Here is a 17185-nt window from a genome sequence, read left to right as displayed (position 1 = left end):
ACTCGGTACGGCCGTCCGCCGGATGCGCCGCGGGCCGACCGCGGCGCGCCTACCCCGTACGGCCGTCCGCCGGATGCGGCGCCGGGGTGTTCGGGTTCCACTCGGGCCATGAGCAGCGAACCGCCCCCCGGCTCCGGAGAGCAGCCCCCCGAGGACGACCCCTTCAGGAAGCAGCCCCCGTCGGACCAGGGTTCGGGCTCGCCGTACGACACCCCGTACGGCGGGGGTGAGCAGCCCCCTCCCTACGGTGGCGGCCCCTACGGCGGCGGCCCGTACGACGCCGGCCCGTACGGATCCGGCGCCGGCGGCTATCCGGCCGATCCCCTGGCGGGTATGCCCCCGCTCGCCGACAGCGGCAGACGGACGCTCGCACGGATCATCGACATGATCCTGGTCGGCATCGTCGTCTGGCTGCTCACCTGGGCGTTCGGGGTGCGGGAGTACACGGTCGACGGTGGCCGCATCGAGGCCGGCAAGTCCTTCGCCCAGTCCCTGACCGCGGCCGTGCTCTACGTCGCCTACGACACCGTCATGATCAGCAGGTCGGGGCAGACCCTCGGCAAGAAGTGGTTCGACCTGCGGGTGGCCGACCTGGAGAACGGCGCCACCCCCTCCATGCAGACCTCGCTGATCCGCGCCCTGGTGCTGTGGGTGCCGTTCGCCTTCTGCTGCGCCTGCGTCTGGACGGCCATCTGCGGTGGCTGGAGCTTCTTCGACAAGCCGTACAAGCAGGGCCTGCACGACAAGGCGGCCAAGACGGTGGTGGTCAGCACCCGTTGAGCGACGTGTGAGACGGCTCGTGGGGCGGCGGCGGACCAGGGACGCACCCGGACCCGCCGCTGCGGTGTCCCGGGACGCACCCGGAGCCGCCGCTGCGGTGTCCCGCGGCTTCGCCGGTCACAGGGAGGTGGGGACGCGCTCCTCGTCCGCCACGGGCTCGGCGGGTGCCTGCGCGCGTGCCGCGGGTACGGGGACCGTCCACGCGACCAGCAGGCCCAGCGCGAGGGCCGCGAGGGCGATGACGACGATCCCGAGGCCCGAACTCGTCTGCGACAGCAGCAGCATGGCGAGCGTCGAGAAGATCACGGTGCAGGAACCGTAGGCGAGCTGTGCGGCGGTCGGACGAGGCATGGCAATCGTGTCCTCGGCAGTCTTCGGGAGTCGGCGGGGTGCCGTTCGGCTCTCTTGGCCTGCATGCCCGAGCGGGACGCCCGGTAAGCGTGACCTAACCCACGGTACAGGTGCACGGGGGGCGCACGGAGTCACCCCTCCCTTCGGACGGGCGATGCCTGCGCCTGTCGTCAAGTCGACACATGTCCGCAAAGCGAACGTCGCCTCCGCATAGTGCACTTGTCTTGCTCAAGTCAAGGTCTGTCTTTTCGGCTTAACCTCTAGTCAAATGTCGTCACTTGATTACACGCGTTGATCGTGCGCGCACGGATTCCTCCATGACCCGGAACCCCCTGTCCGTGTGCGCGGCGCGGGGGAGGAACTCAAGTGACCAGCAGATCCTGGACGTTCAGAGCGGCCGCCATCGGCGTCACGCTCGCGGCGGCCTCCGCCACGTTCGCCACCTTCGCCGTCGCGGAGGCGAGCACCCAGGCCGGGACCGCCGCCGCCAACCGGCACGACCCGGCTCCGGTGAAGCAGCAGAAGCACGACCTCGACGGTCCGTTGAGCAAGACGCAGGACGCCCAGCGCGAAGAGGCTCTGAACCAGCTCATATCGGGCAAGGTCAAGGCGGAGGAGCGCAACGGCTCCAAGGTCGTCAAGCTCAAGAGCCGCAAGGGCCAGAGCAAGTACGTCGAGCTGAGCCGCGAGAAGACCGACAAGATCTTCACCATCCTGGTGGAGTTCGGGAACCAGACGGACCCCAAGTACGGGGGCACCGCGGGCCCGCTGCACAACAAGATCGCCAAGCCGGACCGCAAGAAGGACAACTCCACGGCCTGGCAGAAGGACTACAACCAGAAGCACTACCAGGACCTCTACTTCGGCACCGGCCAGAAGACCGAGTCGCTGAAGAAGTACTACGAGAAGCAGTCCTCGGGCCGCTACTCGGTCTCCGGTGAGGTCACGGACTGGGTCAAGGTCCCCTACAACGAGGCGCGCTACGGCAACAACGCCTGCGGCCAGACCAACTGCCCGAGCGTGTGGAACGTCGTCAGCGACGGCCTGAGCGCCTGGGTCGCCCAGCAGAAGAAGGCCGGCCGCACCGACGCGGACATCAAGAAGGACCTCGCCAAGTACGACCAGTGGGACCGGTACGACTTCGACGGCGACGGCAACTTCAACGAGCCCGACGGCTACGTCGACCACTTCCAGATCGTGCACGCCGGTGAGGACGAGTCCGCCGGCGGCGGCGTCCAGGGCAAGGACGCGATCTGGGCCCACCGCTGGTACGCCTTCGGCACCGACGCCGGCGCCACCGGCCCCGCGGACAACAAGCTCGGCGGCACCCAGGTCGGCAACACCGGTGTCTGGGTCGGCGACTACACCATCCAGCCGGAGAACGGCGGACTCGGCGTCTACGCCCACGAGTACGGTCACGACCTCGGTCTGCCGGACGAGTACGACACCGCCGGCGGCGACAACTCCACCGGTTTCTGGACGCTGATGTCCTCCGGCTCCTGGCTCGGCACGGGCAAGGAGTCCATCGGCGACCTGCCCGGCGACATGAACGCCTGGGACAAGCTTCAGCTGGGCTGGCTGAACTTCGACACCGCCGCGGCCGGCAAGCAGTCCACCCACAAGCTGGGCCTCGCCGAGTACAACACCTGGGACAAGCAGGCCCTCGTGGTCAACCTGCCGGACAAGGCGGTCACCACCACGATCACCCAGCCCGCCGAGGGCTCGACCCAGTGGTGGAGCGGCAGCGGCAACGACCTGAAGAACACGCTGACCCGGTCGGTCGACCTGACCGGCAAGACGTCCGCGAGCCTGGACCTGGACGGCTGGTGGGCCACCGAGGACGGCTACGACTACGTCTACACCGAGGTGTCGGCCGACGGCGGCGCCAACTGGACCGCCCTGGACGGCACGGCGGACGGCCAGGCCCTCCCGCATGACGCCAGCGGCAAGCCGGCGCTGAGCGGCTTCTCGCAGACGCACAAGAAGCTGTCGTTCCCGCTCGACGCCTACGCGGGCAAGAAGATCGACCTGCGCTTCCGCTACGCCACCGACGGCGGTGTCGCGGAGAACGGCTTCACGGCCGACCAGATCACCGTGACCGCCGACGGCGCGCCGGTGTTCTCGGACAACGCCGAGACCGCCGACACCGGTTGGACCGCGGCCGGCTTCTCCCGCATCGGCGCGTCCTTCACCAAGGACTACAAGCAGTACTACATCGCCGAGAACCGGCAGTACGTGTCGTACGACAAGACGCTGAAGACCGGCCCGTACAACTTCGGTTCGGCCAAGCGCCCCGACTGGGTGGAGCACTACCCGTACCAGAACGGCCTGCTGATCTGGAAGTGGGACACCTCCCAGGCGGACGACAACACCAACGCCACCAACGGTCACCCGGGCACCGGTCTGATCCTGCCGGTCGACTCGCACTCGAAGGCGCTGCGGTGGTCCGACGGCACGCTGCTGCGCAACCGCATCCAGGCGTACGACTCCCCGTTCAGCCTCTACGGCACGGACGGCATCACCCTGCACAAGGCCGACGTCGCCCTGCAGATCAAGGCGTCGAAGGGCATCTCGGTCTTCAACGACCACGCCCACACCTACTACGACCCGTCGAACCCGACGGGCGGGGTGAAGGTCACTGACACCAACACCAAGATCACGATCGTCAAGGAGGCCAAGGACGGCTCCACGATCCAGCTCAAGGTTGGTCCCGCGGTGAAGTAGTCCACAAAACCGCAGGTCAGACGCGTGTCGGCGGCAGCCCCTTGGCGGGTTGCCGCCGATCGTGTTTAGGTGCGTCCTGTGGACCGCTTATTGACACCGACCGAAACGGGGATGTGACCACATGGCCGCTGGAGGCTTCTGCAAGATGCCGAACGGCACCGTCGTGGTGGCGCTGAACCTGCCCTACGGCTCCGCCGGAGTGCGGGTGCTGGTGCACGCCCAGAACCGCGCCCGGGCCCTGACCAGGCTCCGCAACCTGGGGCTGCGGGCGATCTACCTCCGGGGCAACGCCGCGCCCCCGACACCGGACGAGATCACGGCCGTACTGCACCATCCGGACGGCCTGATATGGCGCACCGCCCCGGCCGACAACGGTGTCATGGTGAACGAGCTGTGGCACCCGATCCGGGCGCTGCTTGGCCGGTCGGCGGTGGTGCGGTAGGTCCGGGGCGGTGGGGTGCGTGGTCGCGTGCGGGTCCGTTGTGGCTGGTCGCGCGGTTCTCCGCGCCCCCGGGCCGACCGGGCCGGCCGCCCGGCCCGGCGCCGTGGGCTTGCGGGCATTTCTGCCCGCCGCCACGGCGATCGGCCCCGACGGTGCGGTACGGCGGTGCGGTACGGCGGCGCCGAACTCACAGCGGCCCCCGGCGCCCGGCACCGGTCAGCCGCTGACCACCGGCTTGCCGGTCAGCTCGACTCCCGCCTCGCGGAGCTCCTCCAGTGCCCGCTCCGTCGTCTCCGGGGCCACCCCCGCCGTCAGGTCCAGCAGGACCTGCGTGCGGAAGCCCTCCCGCGCGGCGTCCAGGGCGGTGGCCCGCACGCAGTGGTCCGTGGCGATGCCCACCACGTCCACCTCGGTGATCTCGCGCGCCCGGAGCCATTCGGCCAGGCGGACGCCGTTCTCGTCGGTGCCCTCGAAGCCGCTGTAGGCGGCCGAGTACGCCCCCTTGTCGAACACGGCGTCGACCGCGCCGGAGGCGACCGCGGGGGCGAAGTTCGGGTGGAAGCCCACGCCCTCCGTGCCCGCGACGCAGTGCGCGGGCCAGGAGCGGACGTAGTCGGGGTTGTCCGCGAAGTGGCCGCCGGGTGCGATGTGGTGGTCACGGGTGGCCACCACGTGCCGGTAGCCCGTGCCCGCCGCCTGGCCGATCAGCTCGGTGATGGCGGCGGCCACGTCTGTCCCGCCGGACACCGCGAGGCTGCCCCCCTCACAGAAGTCGTTCTGCACGTCTACGACGATCAAGGCGCGGCGCATGCTGGGTGTCCTTCGACTGTGGATTGAACAACTGAGCCTAGAGACTTTCGGGCCCGTTCGGGAGGGGGCGTTCGAGAGTGCGGACGGTGTCCCGCTCTAGCTACCCGAGCGCTCGTGGACGTACTCCGTCGGAATGACGGGTTCCCCCCGCGAGAGCTGGATGGCGGACAGGGGCAGACCGGCGCGGGCCGCGATGTGGCGGTCCCGGGGCACGTCCAGCGGTTCGCGGGCGACCACCTCGCCGCCCTCGACCAGCCGCACCAGCAGCTGCCGGTCGGCCAGCCCGGCCGGGACCGGCCCGGTGCCGACGACCTCGGCCTCGGCGACGCCCTCCGCGTCCAGCCGGCGCGCGGCCCACTTGCGTCCGCCGACGGAGGTCTTGCCGCCGCTGGCCTTCTTCGCGACCGGGACCAGCGGCGCCTCGGGGTCGGTCGTCTCGGCACGGGCGACCAGCTTGTAGACCATGGAGGCGGTCGGGTGCCCGGATCCGGTCACCAGCTGGGTGCCGACGCCGTACGCGTCCACGGGGGCCGCGGCCAGGGAGGCGATGGCGTACTCGTCCAGGTCCGAGGTCACGACGATCCTGGTGCCGGTGGCGCCCAGCTCGTCCAGCTGCTGGCGCACCCGGTGGGCCACCAGCAGAAGGTCCCCGGAGTCGATGCGGACCGCGCCCAGCTCGGGGCCGGCCACCTCCACCGCCGTACGGACGGCCTCGGCGACGTCGTAGGTGTCCACCAGCAGGGTGGTGCCCCGGCCGAGCGTGTCCACCTGGGCCTGGAAGGCGTCCCGCTCGTGGTCGTGGAGCAGGGTGAAGGCGTGGGCCGAGGTGCCGACGGTCGGGATGCCGTAGCGGAAGCCGGCGGCCAGGTCGGAGGTGGTCGTGAAGCCGCCGACGTAGGCGGCGCGGGAGGCGGCGACGGCGGCCAGCTCGTGGGTGCGCCGGGCGCCCATCTCGATCAGCGGGCGGCCCCCGGCCGCGGAGGCCATCCGGGAGGCCGCGGCGGCGATCGCGGAGTCGTGGTTGAGGATCGAGAGGATCACCGTCTCCAGGAGCACGCACTCGGCGAAGGTGCCCTCGACACGCATGATCGGCGAGCCCGGGAAGTACACCTCGCCCTCGGGGTAGCCCCAGATGTCGCCCCCGAAGCGGTAGTCCGCGAGCCACTTCAGGGTCTCCTCGTCGACGATCTGCCGCTCGCGCAGGAAGCCGAGGACGCCCTCGTCGAAGCGGAAGTTCTCCACCGCGTCCAGCACGCGTCCGGTACCGGCCACCACGCCGTAGCGGCGTCCGTTCGGCAGCCGCCGGGTGAAGACCTCGAACACGCTGCGCCGCTCCGCCGTGCCGGCCTTCAGGGCGGCCTGGAGCATCGTCAGCTCGTACTGGTCCGTGAAGAGCGCCGTCGAGGGAACATCCACCGGCAGTCCAAGGTCCGCCATGTCCACCGAAACCTCCCCTAGCTCGTGACTGCCCGGGTACCCCTGGACCGGCCGGGGGCCCGGGGACCGACCCCCGGTCTGCAGCATGGCGATAAGCATACCCCCTTTTCGTCGGTGTGACGATTTGTCGGGGCCGTGGCAGCATGGGCTGTGTGACGTCACCCGCGCCCGTAGAGATCGAACGCACCGAGTCGGCGGAGGAGGTCTTCGCCGTACCCGAGCCCGACGTCCCCTGGGTCACGATCGTCCACAACGACCCGGTCAACCTCATGAGCTATGTGACGTACGTCTTCCAGTCGTACTTCGGCTACACCAAGGACAAGGCCACCAAGCTCATGCTCGACGTCCACCACAAGGGCCGGGCGGTCGTCTCCAGCGGGAGCCGCGAGGAGATGGAACGCGACGTGCAGGCGATGCATGGTTACGGTCTGTGGGCCACCCTCCAGCAGGACCGGAAGTAGCGACCGACTCACATGCCCGGACACTTCGAACCGCTCCCCGGCGGCGGCGCGGCCGTCGCGCTCGACGACGTCGAGATCTCCATCATCCGGTCGCTGGCCGTCCAGCTCCTGGAGCTGATCGGCCCCGGCCCCGGCGCCGACACCCCGGAGGACCCGCTCGCGGAGCTGTTCGCCGAGGGCCCGAGCGAACCGCCGGCCGACCCGGTCCTGCGCAGGCTCTTCCCGGACGCCTACAGCGACCCGGAGCAGGACCCCGGCTCGACGGCCGAGGCCGAGGAGCGGCGGGCGCACTCCGCCGAGTTCCGCCGCTACACCGAGAACGACCTGCGCGCCGGCAAGCGGGACAACGCGCTCGGCGTGATCCGCACCCTGGACGCGCTCGCCCCGGTCGACGAGGGCGGGGCGGTGCTGAAGCTGTCCACGGAGGAGTCCCGGCAGTGGCTCGGCGCCCTCAACGACCTCCGGCTCGCCATCGGCGCCCGGCTGGAGATCACCGACGAGGACGACACCGATCTGCTCTACCGGCTCCCGGAAGACGACCCGCGCAAGCCGATGGTGCTGGCCTATCTCTGGCTGGGCGGCCTCCAGGAGACCCTGGTGACGACCCTTATGCCGTAATCCATGCGGTTTGACCGGTGGCGAGTGTTCGCTCAGAGGACGCTCAAATCCGGATAACGATCCTGTCACCTTCATGGCCTGGTTTGACACGTTCGGGCGTTCTTTGTCCGGTTCTTCCTATGTGATGCGCCACATCGTGCCAGTGTGATCAGTGTTGCGGCCGTGATAAATCTTCACGACCGCCCGGCCAACACCACCCATGTTCGGCCGGGTGCGCCACCGAGCCGACGACCGTCGGCCAGGCAACAGCTCCAGCAATCCGGGGGGATCGAGACCCGATCCGAGGCCGACGAAAGGCCCGGGTCGGCATGGAGAAAGGCGCACCACACATGACCTCAGCGCAGGTCGACCAGCATCGCGACGGCAATGAGGCCGTGCGTGCCGAGGGCAACGAGGGCGGCGAGGGTTATCAGCGCGGGCTCGGAGCCCGGCAGATCCAGATGATCGCCATCGGCGGTGCCATCGGCACCGGCCTGTTCCTCGGCGCCGGCAAGGGCATTTCCAAGGCCGGCCCCAGCCTGATCCTGGCGTACGCCATCGCGGGCCTCGTCATCTTCTTCATCATGCGCGCGCTCGGCGAGCTGCTGATGTACCGCCCGGTGTCGGGATCGTTCTCGGAGTACGCGCGCGAGTTCATCGGTCCGTTCGCGGGCTTCGTGACCGGGTGGACGTACTGGCTGTTCTGGGTGGTCACGGGCATCACCGAGGTCACGGCGGCGGCCGCCTACATGACCTACTGGTTCGACATCCCGCAATGGGTGTCGGCCCTGATCTTCACGGTCATCCTGTACGGCGCCAACCTGATCTCCGTGAAGCTCTTCGGTGAGCTGGAGTTCTGGTTCTCCATGGTCAAGGTCACCGCCATCATCGGCATGATCCTGATCTGCGCCGGCATCCTGACGGTCGGCTTCTCCGACGCCGGCGACACCGCCTCCGTGAGCCACCTGTGGAGCGACGGCGGCTTCTTCCCGCACGGCGTCGGCAACACGCTGATGACCCTCCAGATGGTGATGTTCGCCTTTCTCGCCGTCGAGCTGGTCGGTGTGACCGCGGGCGAGTCCAAGGACCCCAAGACCGTGCTGCCCAAGGCCATCAACACCGTGCCGTGGCGCATCGCCGTCTTCTACGTCGGCGCGCTGATCATGATCCTGTCGGTCGTGCCGTGGACGAACTTCCACGCGGGTGCGAGCCCGTTCGTGGTCGCCTTCGAGAAGATGGGCCTGCCCGCGGGCGCCGGCATCGTCAACTTCGTCGTCCTCACCGCCGCGCTGTCCTCCTGCAACTCCGGCATGTACTCCACCGGCCGCATGCTGCGCGACCTCGCGCTCAACAGCCAGGGGCCGAAGTTCTTCACCAAGCTGACCCGCAGCGGCACCCCGCTGGTCGGCACCACGTTCTCCGCCGCGCTGATGCTGGTCGGCGTCTGGATCAACTACCAGTGGCCGGGCAAGGCGTTCGACTACGTGGTGTCCTTCGCGACCATCTCCGGCATGTGGGCGTGGATCGTCATCCTGCTCTGCCAGATCCGCTACCGCGCCAAGGCCGACCGCGGCGAACTGCCCCGCTCGGAGTTCCGCACCCCGGGCGCGCCGTTCACCAGCTGGATCGCCCTCGCCTTCATCGGCATGGTGATCGTGCTGATGGGCATCGACAAGGACGCCCGCGTCTCGCTGTACTGCGCGCCGCTGTGGGGCCTGGTCCTCGCCGTCGCCTACCTGGTGCTCAAGCGCCGCAACCCGGAGGCCGCCGCCTTCCGCAAGCGCTGACACGACGGCCGCACGGGCGCGACAGCCCGGCGGCCGCGGCAGACACCCTCCCCGGGACGTCCGGCCGCCGGGAGCACTCGTGGCGCCCCCGGCGGCCGCCGCTCAGGACGTCCACCATGCGGGCCGTCCCGTACCGACCCTCGGTACGGGACGGCCCGTCTGCTTATCCTGAGCCCCATGCTGACCATCACCCAGGCACTCGTCGACCAGATCGTGGCCCACGCGCGCAAGGACCACCCCGACGAGGCGTGCGGCGTCGTCGCCGGCCCGGCCGGCTCGGACCGCCCCGAGCGCTTCATCCCGATGCTGAACGCGGCCATGTCGCCCACGTTCTACGAGTTCGACTCGGGTGACCTGCTCAAGCTCTACCGCGAGATGGACGACCGCGACGAGGAGCCGGTGGTCGTCTACCACTCCCACACGGCGACCGAGGCCTACCCCTCGCGCACGGACATCTCCTACGCGAACGAGCCCGCCGCCCACTACGTCCTGGTCTCCACCGCGGACACCGACGGACTGGGCGACTTCCAGTTCCGTTCCTTCCGGATCGTGGAAGGCGAGGTCACCGAGGAGGAAGTGAAGGTCGTGGAGGCCTACTGACCCTCAGGACGGGTGACCGCGAAGTTCCGGGTGCCGCAGCCTCCGGGGGGAACGGCAGGCATCTCGTTCACCGGACAGTTTCCGTCCGTCATGTGGAATCACACTCCGGGAGCCGGACGGGGAATCGATACGATGAGCGCATGGTTCTGAACGACGTGAGCGACAAGACGCCGGGCATGCTGCTCGTGGCGCGGCTGCACGTCGACCTGTGCAGGCTGAACAGCGCCATCTGTTGACGTTTTTCCTCCGCCGTACGGCCGTGAGCCGCGGCGCTCCCCCCAGTGCCGAACGCCTGGGGGAACCCAGGCACGCACACCGAATCGACGAACCCTTCCGACAGGAGCCCGCAACCATGGCCATCGAGGTCCGCATCCCGACCATCCTCCGCACGTACACCGACGGTCAGAAGGCGGTGGAGGGCAGCGGGAGCACCCTCGCCGACCTGTTCGCCGACCTCGACACCCGGCACGCGGGCATCCGGGCCCGCATCGTGGAGGGCGACCAGCTGCGCCGCTTCGTCAACGTCTACCTCAACGACGAGGACGTCCGCTTCCTGGACGGCATCGACACCAAGCTGACCGACGGCGACAACGTGACGATCCTGCCGGCCGTGGCCGGCGGCATGCGCTGATCGGCCGCTGAGCAGCGATGCGCTACGACTCCCCGCTGGCCGCGGTGGGCAACACCCCCTTGGTGCGCCTGCCGCGGCTGTCGCCGTCCCCCGACGTCCGCATCTGGGCCAAGCTGGAGGACCGCAACCCCACCGGCTCGGTCAAGGACCGTCCCGCCCTGCACATGATCGAGCAGGCGGAGAAGGACGGCCGGCTCACCCCGGGCTGCACCATCCTGGAGCCCACCTCCGGCAACACCGGCATCTCCCTCGCCATGGCGGCCAAGCTCAAGGGCTACCGGATGGTGTGCGTGATGCCGGAGAACACCTCGCAGGAGCGCCGGGACCTGCTCGGCATGTGGGGCGCCGAGATCATCTCCTCGCCGGCCGCCGGCGGCTCCAACACCGCCGTGCGCGTGGCCAAGGAGCTGGCCGCCGAGCACCCCGACTGGGTGATGCTCTACCAGTACGGCAACCCGGACAACGCGGGCGCCCACTACGCGACCACCGGCCCGGAGATCCTCGCCGACCTCCCCTCGGTCACCCACTTCGTGGCGGGCCTCGGCACCACCGGCACCCTCATGGGCGTCGGCCGCTTCCTGCGCGAGCACAAGCCGGACGTGCGGATCGTGGCCGCCGAACCGCGCTACGACGACCTGGTCTACGGGCTCCGGAACCTCGACGAGGGCTTCGTCCCCGAGCTGTACGACGCCTCCGTGCTGACCACCCGCTTCTCGGTCGGCTCGGCCGACGCGGTCACCCGCACCCGCGAACTCCTGCAGCAGGAGGGGATCTTCGCGGGCGTCTCCACCGGTGCCGCCCTGCACGCGGCGATCGGCGTGGGCAGGAAGGCCGTCGCGGCGGGCGAGAGCGCCGACATCGTCTTCGTCGTGGCCGACGGCGGCTGGAAGTACCTCTCCACCGGTGTCTACACGGCGGCCACCACGGAGGAGGCCATCGAGACCCTCCAGGGCCAGCTCTGGGCCTGAGGGCCGGTCCGGCGATTCCCGCCGCCCTTCGACGGCGACGACGCGAACCGCCGGACAGCCCCTCCGGTGGATCCACCGGAGCGTCCGGCTAGGAGCCACGGGAGCGTCCGGCGGGGAGCCACGGGAGCGTCCGGCCGGGAGCCGGTGGTGTGTCCGGCGGGGGATCCGATCGCGGCGGTGGTACGTCACATCTGCACCAGGCCGCCGGGCCGACCCGGCGGCGAACGGCAGAAAGGCGGTCCCCCCATGCGCCGTACGACGCCCCTCGCCCTCGCGGCGGCAGCCCTGCTCCTCGCGGGCTGCGGCTCCCAGGAGGACACCGGGAGCAGCGGCAAGGCATCGGAGCCGCCGTCCCCCGCCCGCTCCACCGCCGGCTGCGCCTCCCACGTGGAGCTGAAGGCCGCCGACCACGGCCGGGCCGTCTGCGTGAGCAAGGGCGGCGAGGTCCGGCTCACCCTCGACGGCACCAAGGCCCGCCCCTGGAAGCCCGTCACCGCGAGCGGCACGGGACTGAAGGCCATCAACGCGGGCTTCGTGCTCCTGCCGGGTGACGCCACGGCCGCCTACCAGGCCGTGGCCGCCGGGACCGTGAAGCTCGCCTCGTCCCGGCCGCTGTGCGCCGAGCCCACCGCGCCGGGCCAGGTGTCCTGCGAGGGCATCGAGGAGTGGACGGTCACCGTCCGGGTGGGCTGAGGCGTACCACGACAGTGCGGCGGGGCATGGTGCCAGGGCCTGCGAGCCCGGCCTGATCCGGACGAGGGGCGTCAGCCGGCCAGATGCCGTACCTGGTCCCACAGGACCGGGTCGACCACGCCCACCCGGCGCCGGAAGCCGTCCACCGGCACCTCGCGCAGCTCGTCGGTCTCCAGGAAGCTGGGCCGTCCCTGGGCGTCGCCGACCGCGCCGGGCGGCAGCGGGATCACCCCGCTGCGTTCGTCGTGGTACTTGCTGGTGATCTTCGCGACCGTGGCCCGGTCGCCGCGCACGGCCAGCACCAGGCACGGCCGGTCCTTCACACCGGCCCGGTCCTCGTACGGGACGTTCGCCCACCAGATGTCCCCGGGGGACGGCCGCTCAGCGTGCGTCCCGCGGGTACCCGGCCGGCCCGGTGGCCTCAGCCGCCGGCCGGCGGGCCGGCGACCGCGGCCCCAGCCGTCGACGAGCGTGGCGACCAGCGCGAGCAGCACCACCGCAGCGAGCGCCAGCCACCATGACGTGTCCATACGACGACGTTACCGGCGCGCGTCGAACATCGCGCGCCCTCTTCAGATCCTTGTGCGCCCCTGGTCCAGCCGAACCGGTGACAGCACAGGTGAGTTCGCCCACAACGGCCCCTGGCGGAGGAGCGACCCGTGCTTTCGCGCCTTACGCTCGACGGACCGCACGACCCCCGACAGCCCTCAATCCCGAGTGGCCGTGTCCCGCCCACCGGTTTCCCGCCAACGGAGGTTTCTGCTTCATGAAGCTCACCGTCGTCGGCTGCTCTGGGTCGTTCCCGTCCGCGGAATCGGCCTGTTCGAGCTACCTCGTCGAGGCCGACGGCTTCCGGCTGCTTCTCGACATGGGCAACGGCGCCCTCGGCGAGCTGCAGCGCCACTGCGGTCTCTACGACCTCGACGCGATCTTCCTCAGCCATCTGCACGCCGATCACTGCATCGACATGTGCGCCTACTTCGTGGCGCGCTACTACCGCCACGACGGCGGCCGGTGCGCCCCCGTCCCGGTCTACGGGCCCGAGGGCACCGAGCACCGCCTGACCACGGCCTACGGGGACACCCCCTCCGCCTCCTCCATGAGCGAGGTCTTCGACTTCCACACGGTCAAGCCGTCCACGTTCGAGATCGGCCCGTTCACCGTGCACACCGAGCGGGTCCGCCACCCCGTGGAGGCCTACGGCATCCGCATCGAGCACGGCGGGAAGTCCCTGACGTACTCCGGGGACACGGGCGTGACCGAGGCGCTGGACGAGCTGGCCCGGGACGCCGACCTGTTCCTGTGCGAGGCCGCGTTCACGCACGGCAAGGAGAGCATTCCCGACCTGCACCTCAACGGTCGCGAGGCGGGTGAGACGGCGGCCCGGGCGGGCGCCCGCCGCCTGGTCCTCACCCACATCCCGCCGTGGACGGACACCCAGGTCAACCTGCGGGACGCCCGGGAGGCGTTCGACGGCCCGGTGGAACTGGCCGCGCCGCGGCAGACGTACGAGATCTGATCCCCGGCAGACGTACGAGATCTGCCCCCCGGCAGGTGACGAGATCTGCCCCCCGGCAGGTGACGAGGTCCGGCTCCGGCCGGTGACGAGATCCGGCACCCGGCACGGGAAAGGCCCCGGAACCAGGCGGTTCCGGGGCCTTCGGCGGCTTCGGGCCGGACTACTTCGCCTCGGCCTTCTGCAGTTCCGCGAGCTCCTCGTCGGACTCACGGCCCGGGGTGGGCAGATTGAACTTGGTGATCGCGAAGCGGAAGATCACGTAGTAGGCCGCCGCGAAGCACAGGCCGACCAGGACCAGGCCCCACGGGTTGCTGGCGATGCCCAGGTTCAGGCCGAAGTCGACGGCGCCCGCCGAGAAGCCGAAGCCGTCCTTCATGCCCAGCGCCCAGGTCAGCGCCATGGAGACACCGGTGAGGACCGCATGGATGGCGTAGAGCACCGGCGCGATGAACATGAAGGTGAACTCGATGGGCTCGGTGACACCGGTGACGAAGGACGTCAGGGCCAGCGAGAACATCATGCCGCCGACGACCTTGCGGCGCTCGGGGCGGGCGCAGTGGACGATGGCCAGGCAGGCGGCCGGGAGGGCGAACATCATGATGGGGAAGAAGCCGGTCATGAACTGGCCGGCGTGCGGGTCCCCGGCCAGGAAGCGCCCGATGTCACCGCTCTTGCCGTGGTACTCGCCGGCCTGGAACCAGGGGAACGAGTTGAGCAGGTGGTGCATGCCGATCGGGATCAGCGCACGGTTGGCCACACCGAAGATGCCCGCGCCGACCGCGCCCGACTTGACCAGCCATTCGCCGAAGTTGTGCAGACCGGTGCCGAGGACCGGCCAGATGTAGCCGAAGACGATGCCGATGACCAGGCCGGCGAAGGCCGACAGGATCGGGACGAGACGACGGCCGCCGAAGAAGCCCGCCCAGTCGGGCAGCTTGGTGCGGTAGAAGCGCTGGTACAGCAGGGCCACGACTATGCCCATCACCACACCGCCGAGGACCTTCGCGTCCACGGGGGCGTTCTGCATGACGATCTTGCCGTCGACGACGGCCGCCACCTTGGGCAGGTTCTTGTCGGTGAACGTGGCGAGGACGTTCTTGAAGACCAGGTAGCCGGTGACCGCCGCGAGGGCGGTCGAGCCGTCCGCCTTCTTCGCGAAGCCGATCGCGATGCCCACGGCGAACAGCAGTGCCATGTTGTCGAGGATCGCGTTGCCGCCGGCCGCCATGAAGGACGCGATCTTCGTCAGGAACGCCGGGAAGGAAGGGCGGCCCAGCATGTCGGGGTTGCCGAGGCGCACGAGGAGGGCGGCGGCCGGCAGTACGGCCACCGGCAGCATCAGGCTGCGGCCGATGCGCTGGAGTACAGCCATCGCGCCCGCGCCCTTCTTCTTCTGGGCCGCGGGAGCGGCGCTGGCCGTGGTCACAACTTCCTCCATCGGGCAAGGCGCCGCCCGGGAACCAAGGAAGGGGACGGCAGCGTCTCTGGTCTACACCACCAGTGGTGTAGACCTGTTGTAGCACGATGAAGGAGGGATAAGGAACCCACGAATCCGCTACCACGGCGCTACGGCGCGTGCTCACCCGCGCGGCCGGGAGAGCGGTGCCTCACTTCACGTTGTCCCGCTCCATCTCCTCCGCCACCTCCCGCGGCTCCCGCCCCGGCGTCTTCAGGTCGAACCGGGTGATCGCGACGCGGAAGACGACGTAGTACACGGCCGCGAAGCACAGCCCGATCGGGATGATCGCCCACGGTCTCGTCGCCAGGTTCCAGTTGATGACGTAGTCGATCAGACCCGCGGAGAAGCTGAAGCCGTCGTGCACCCCGAGCGCCCAGGTCACCGCCATCGATACACCCGTGAGCACGGCGTGGACGGCGTACAGGGCGGGCGCGATGAACAGGAACGAGTACTCGAGCGGCTCGGTGATGCCCGTGACGAACGAGGTCAGCGCGACCGACAGCATCAGACCGCCGACCTCCTTGCGGCGCTCCGGCCGGGCGCAGTGCGTCATGGCCAACGCGGCGGCCGGCAGCGCGAACATCATGATCGGGAAGAAGCCCGAGGTGAACTGGCCGGCGTTCGGGTCGCCCTGGAGGAACATGTTGATGTCGCCGTGCACCACCGTGCCGTCGGGCTTGACGTAGGTGCCGAACTGGAACCAGATCGGCACGTTCAGGAACTGGTGCAGGCCCACCACCAGCAGCGCGCGGTTCGCGACACCGAAGACGCCCGCGCCCCAGGATCCCGCCTCCCGCAGCCACTGGCTGAAGCTCTCCAGGGCGCCGCCGACCGGCGGCCACACCCACAGGCACAGCACCGCGAAGACGATGGCGACGAACGACATGATGATCGGCACCAGCCGGCGCCCGTTGAAGAAGCCCAGCCAGTCCACCAGCCTGGTGCGGTGGTACCGGGCCCAGAAGAAGGCAGTCAGCAGCCCCAGGACGATGCCGCCGAAGACGCCCGGGTTCTGGAAGGTGAACGGTGTCAGCATGTCGGGCCCTGTGTCGACGACGACCTGGCAGCCGACGTCCCGGACCGCCGTGGAGCCGCCCGGGCACTGCTCGGGGAACTGGCGCAGGACGGTGTAGTAGACGAGGAAACCCGCCACCGCCGCGAGCGCGGTCGAGCCGTCCGCCTTCCGTGCCATGCCGATCGCCACGCCCACGCAGAACAGCAGGGGCAGGCCGAGGGAGCCGTCGAGCAGCGCGCCGCCCGCACCCTTCATCACCTTCGAGACGTCGGTCCAGCCCAGCCCGTCGTCCCCGAAGACGTCGGGCTGGCCGAGCCGGTTGAGGATGCCCGCCGCCGGCAGCACCGCGATGGGCAGCTGAAGGCTCCGCCCCATCTTCTGCAAGCCCTGGAACAGCTGGTTCCAGCGGGCCCGGGCGGGGCTTACCGCGCTCTCGGCGCTCATGGGCGTCCTTTCCGGGCCGCCCGACCGGGACGCGGTTTGGCGACCTTCCCCACGGTGGTGTAGACCAGTCGGCGGACGGTTCCGCTGTCGTGATCGCCATCATTCGGCACGGACGGCATGACCGCTCGCGAAGATGGGCCAACTGTGGGTTACTGCGACAAAGCGGTTCGGAGCAGGGAGAAGGAACATGGCCAGCAAGGCTGAGAAGATCGTCGCCGGGCTCGGCGGCATCGACAACATCGAGGAGATCGAGGGCTGCATCACCCGGCTGCGCACCGAGGTGTCCGACCCCGAGCTGGTCGACGAGACCGCCCTGAAGGCCGCCGGCGCCCACGGCGTCGTCAAGATGGGCACCGCCATCCAGGTCGTCATCGGCACCGACGCCGACCCGATCGCCGCGGAGATCGAAGACATGATGTGAGCCCACGCGCTCACCGGCAAGGGGCTCTTCCCGAGACGGGAGGAGC

Annotated in this window: 19 protein-coding genes; 13 read left to right on the top strand and 6 right to left on the bottom strand. The window is 69.8% G+C overall.

All coding sequences use genetic code 11. The features are described 5' to 3' along the window. Positions 1–108: 108 nt before the first annotated feature. A complete protein-coding gene (locus JK361_RS12085) occupies positions 109–780 on the top strand; it encodes an RDD family protein (protein WP_201815805.1) in 672 nt (223 codons plus the stop codon). A gap of 117 nt (positions 781–897) precedes the next feature. Here JK361_RS12085 and JK361_RS12080 read toward each other — a convergent pair whose 3' ends face one another. Beyond that, positions 898–1131 carry a hypothetical protein gene (locus JK361_RS12080; RefSeq protein WP_201815804.1) on the bottom strand — a complete coding sequence of 78 codons (234 nt, stop codon included), beginning with the start codon at positions 1129–1131 and terminating at the stop codon, positions 898–900. A 366-nt stretch (positions 1132–1497) separates the two neighbouring features. On the opposite strand from JK361_RS12080, the gene JK361_RS12075 reads away from it, so the two are divergent. Both JK361_RS12075 and JK361_RS12070 read left to right on the top strand, forming a co-directional pair. Further along, the gene (locus JK361_RS12075) at positions 1498–3855 is read left to right on the top strand and encodes an immune inhibitor A domain-containing protein (protein WP_201815803.1); all 2358 of its coding nucleotides are present in this window, start codon (positions 1498–1500) and stop codon (positions 3853–3855) included. Positions 3856–3976: 121 nt separating this feature from the next. Continuing rightward, the gene (locus JK361_RS12070) at positions 3977–4297 is read left to right on the top strand and encodes a hypothetical protein (RefSeq protein WP_201815801.1); all 321 of its coding nucleotides are present in this window, start codon (positions 3977–3979) and stop codon (positions 4295–4297) included. Positions 4298–4513: 216 nt separating this feature from the next. Here JK361_RS12070 and JK361_RS12065 read toward each other — a convergent pair whose 3' ends face one another. Both JK361_RS12065 and JK361_RS12060 read right to left on the bottom strand, forming a co-directional pair. Continuing rightward, positions 4514–5107 (bottom strand): nicotinamidase, encoded by a 594-nt coding sequence (locus JK361_RS12065; RefSeq protein WP_201815799.1) that lies wholly within the window; start codon positions 5105–5107, stop codon positions 4514–4516. Positions 5108–5203: 96 nt separating this feature from the next. Then, the gene (locus JK361_RS12060; protein ID WP_201815798.1) at positions 5204–6550 is read right to left on the bottom strand and encodes a nicotinate phosphoribosyltransferase; all 1347 of its coding nucleotides are present in this window, start codon (positions 6548–6550) and stop codon (positions 5204–5206) included. 137 nt (positions 6551–6687) lie between these two features. Here JK361_RS12060 and clpS point away from each other — a divergent pair, with 137 nt between their 5' ends. The 8 genes from clpS to JK361_RS12025 all read left to right on the top strand — a co-directional run bounded on the left by clpS (position 6688) and on the right by JK361_RS12025 (position 12281). Beyond that, on the top strand, positions 6688–7005 hold the full coding sequence (gene clpS, locus JK361_RS12055; RefSeq protein WP_201815795.1) for an ATP-dependent Clp protease adapter ClpS: 318 nt from the start codon (positions 6688–6690) through the stop codon (positions 7003–7005). 12 nt (positions 7006–7017) lie between these two features. Continuing rightward, a complete protein-coding gene (locus JK361_RS12050) occupies positions 7018–7623 on the top strand; it encodes a DUF2017 domain-containing protein (protein WP_201815794.1) in 606 nt (201 codons plus the stop codon). Positions 7624–7952: 329 nt separating this feature from the next. Beyond that, positions 7953–9389, top strand: a complete 1437-nt coding sequence (locus JK361_RS12045) for an amino acid permease (RefSeq protein ID WP_201815793.1) — start codon at positions 7953–7955, stop codon at positions 9387–9389. Between the two features lie 177 nt (positions 9390–9566). Next, positions 9567–9989, top strand: coding sequence for a M67 family metallopeptidase (locus JK361_RS12040; protein WP_201815792.1), 423 nt, complete (start codon positions 9567–9569; stop codon positions 9987–9989). A gap of 140 nt (positions 9990–10129) precedes the next feature. Then, positions 10130–10225, top strand: coding sequence for a putative leader peptide (locus JK361_RS42615; protein ID WP_311318800.1), 96 nt, complete (start codon positions 10130–10132; stop codon positions 10223–10225). Positions 10226–10341: 116 nt separating this feature from the next. After that, on the top strand, positions 10342–10620 hold the full coding sequence (locus tag JK361_RS12035; protein ID WP_201815790.1) for a MoaD/ThiS family protein: 279 nt from the start codon (positions 10342–10344) through the stop codon (positions 10618–10620). A gap of 17 nt (positions 10621–10637) precedes the next feature. Further along, on the top strand, positions 10638–11588 hold the full coding sequence (locus JK361_RS12030) for a PLP-dependent cysteine synthase family protein (protein ID WP_201815788.1): 951 nt from the start codon (positions 10638–10640) through the stop codon (positions 11586–11588). A 246-nt stretch (positions 11589–11834) separates the two neighbouring features. After that, positions 11835–12281 (top strand): hypothetical protein, encoded by a 447-nt coding sequence (locus JK361_RS12025; protein ID WP_201815783.1) that lies wholly within the window; start codon positions 11835–11837, stop codon positions 12279–12281. 71 nt (positions 12282–12352) lie between these two features. On the opposite strand, the gene JK361_RS12020 is transcribed toward JK361_RS12025, so the two are convergent. Continuing rightward, positions 12353–12811, bottom strand: coding sequence for a type II toxin-antitoxin system PemK/MazF family toxin (locus JK361_RS12020; RefSeq protein WP_201815781.1), 459 nt, complete (start codon positions 12809–12811; stop codon positions 12353–12355). Between the two features lie 236 nt (positions 12812–13047). Between JK361_RS12020 and JK361_RS12015 the strand changes: the two genes are divergently transcribed. After that, a complete protein-coding gene (locus JK361_RS12015) occupies positions 13048–13800 on the top strand; it encodes an MBL fold metallo-hydrolase (RefSeq protein WP_201815777.1) in 753 nt (250 codons plus the stop codon). 160 nt (positions 13801–13960) lie between these two features. Here the strand turns inward: JK361_RS12015 and JK361_RS12010 are convergent, their stop codons facing one another. Next, positions 13961–15226: a PTS transporter subunit EIIC gene (locus JK361_RS12010; protein WP_201815775.1), complete on the bottom strand. Its 1266-nt coding sequence runs from the start codon at positions 15224–15226 to the stop codon at positions 13961–13963. Between the two features lie 181 nt (positions 15227–15407). Further along, positions 15408–16718 (bottom strand): PTS transporter subunit EIIC, encoded by a 1311-nt coding sequence (locus tag JK361_RS12005; protein ID WP_201815772.1) that lies wholly within the window; start codon positions 16716–16718, stop codon positions 15408–15410. Between the two features lie 187 nt (positions 16719–16905). Between JK361_RS12005 and JK361_RS12000 the strand changes: the two genes are divergently transcribed. After that, positions 16906–17139, top strand: a complete 234-nt coding sequence (locus JK361_RS12000; protein ID WP_184958313.1) for a PTS sugar transporter subunit IIB — start codon at positions 16906–16908, stop codon at positions 17137–17139. Positions 17140–17185 lie beyond the last annotated feature (46 nt).

The sequence above is a fragment of the Streptomyces musisoli genome (assembly GCF_016741855.1).
Classification (GTDB): Bacteria; Actinomycetota; Actinomycetes; order Streptomycetales; family Streptomycetaceae; genus Streptomyces; species Streptomyces musisoli.
The sequence above is the reverse complement of the archived record's forward strand: the minus strand, read 5'-3'. Positions and strand labels throughout refer to the sequence as shown.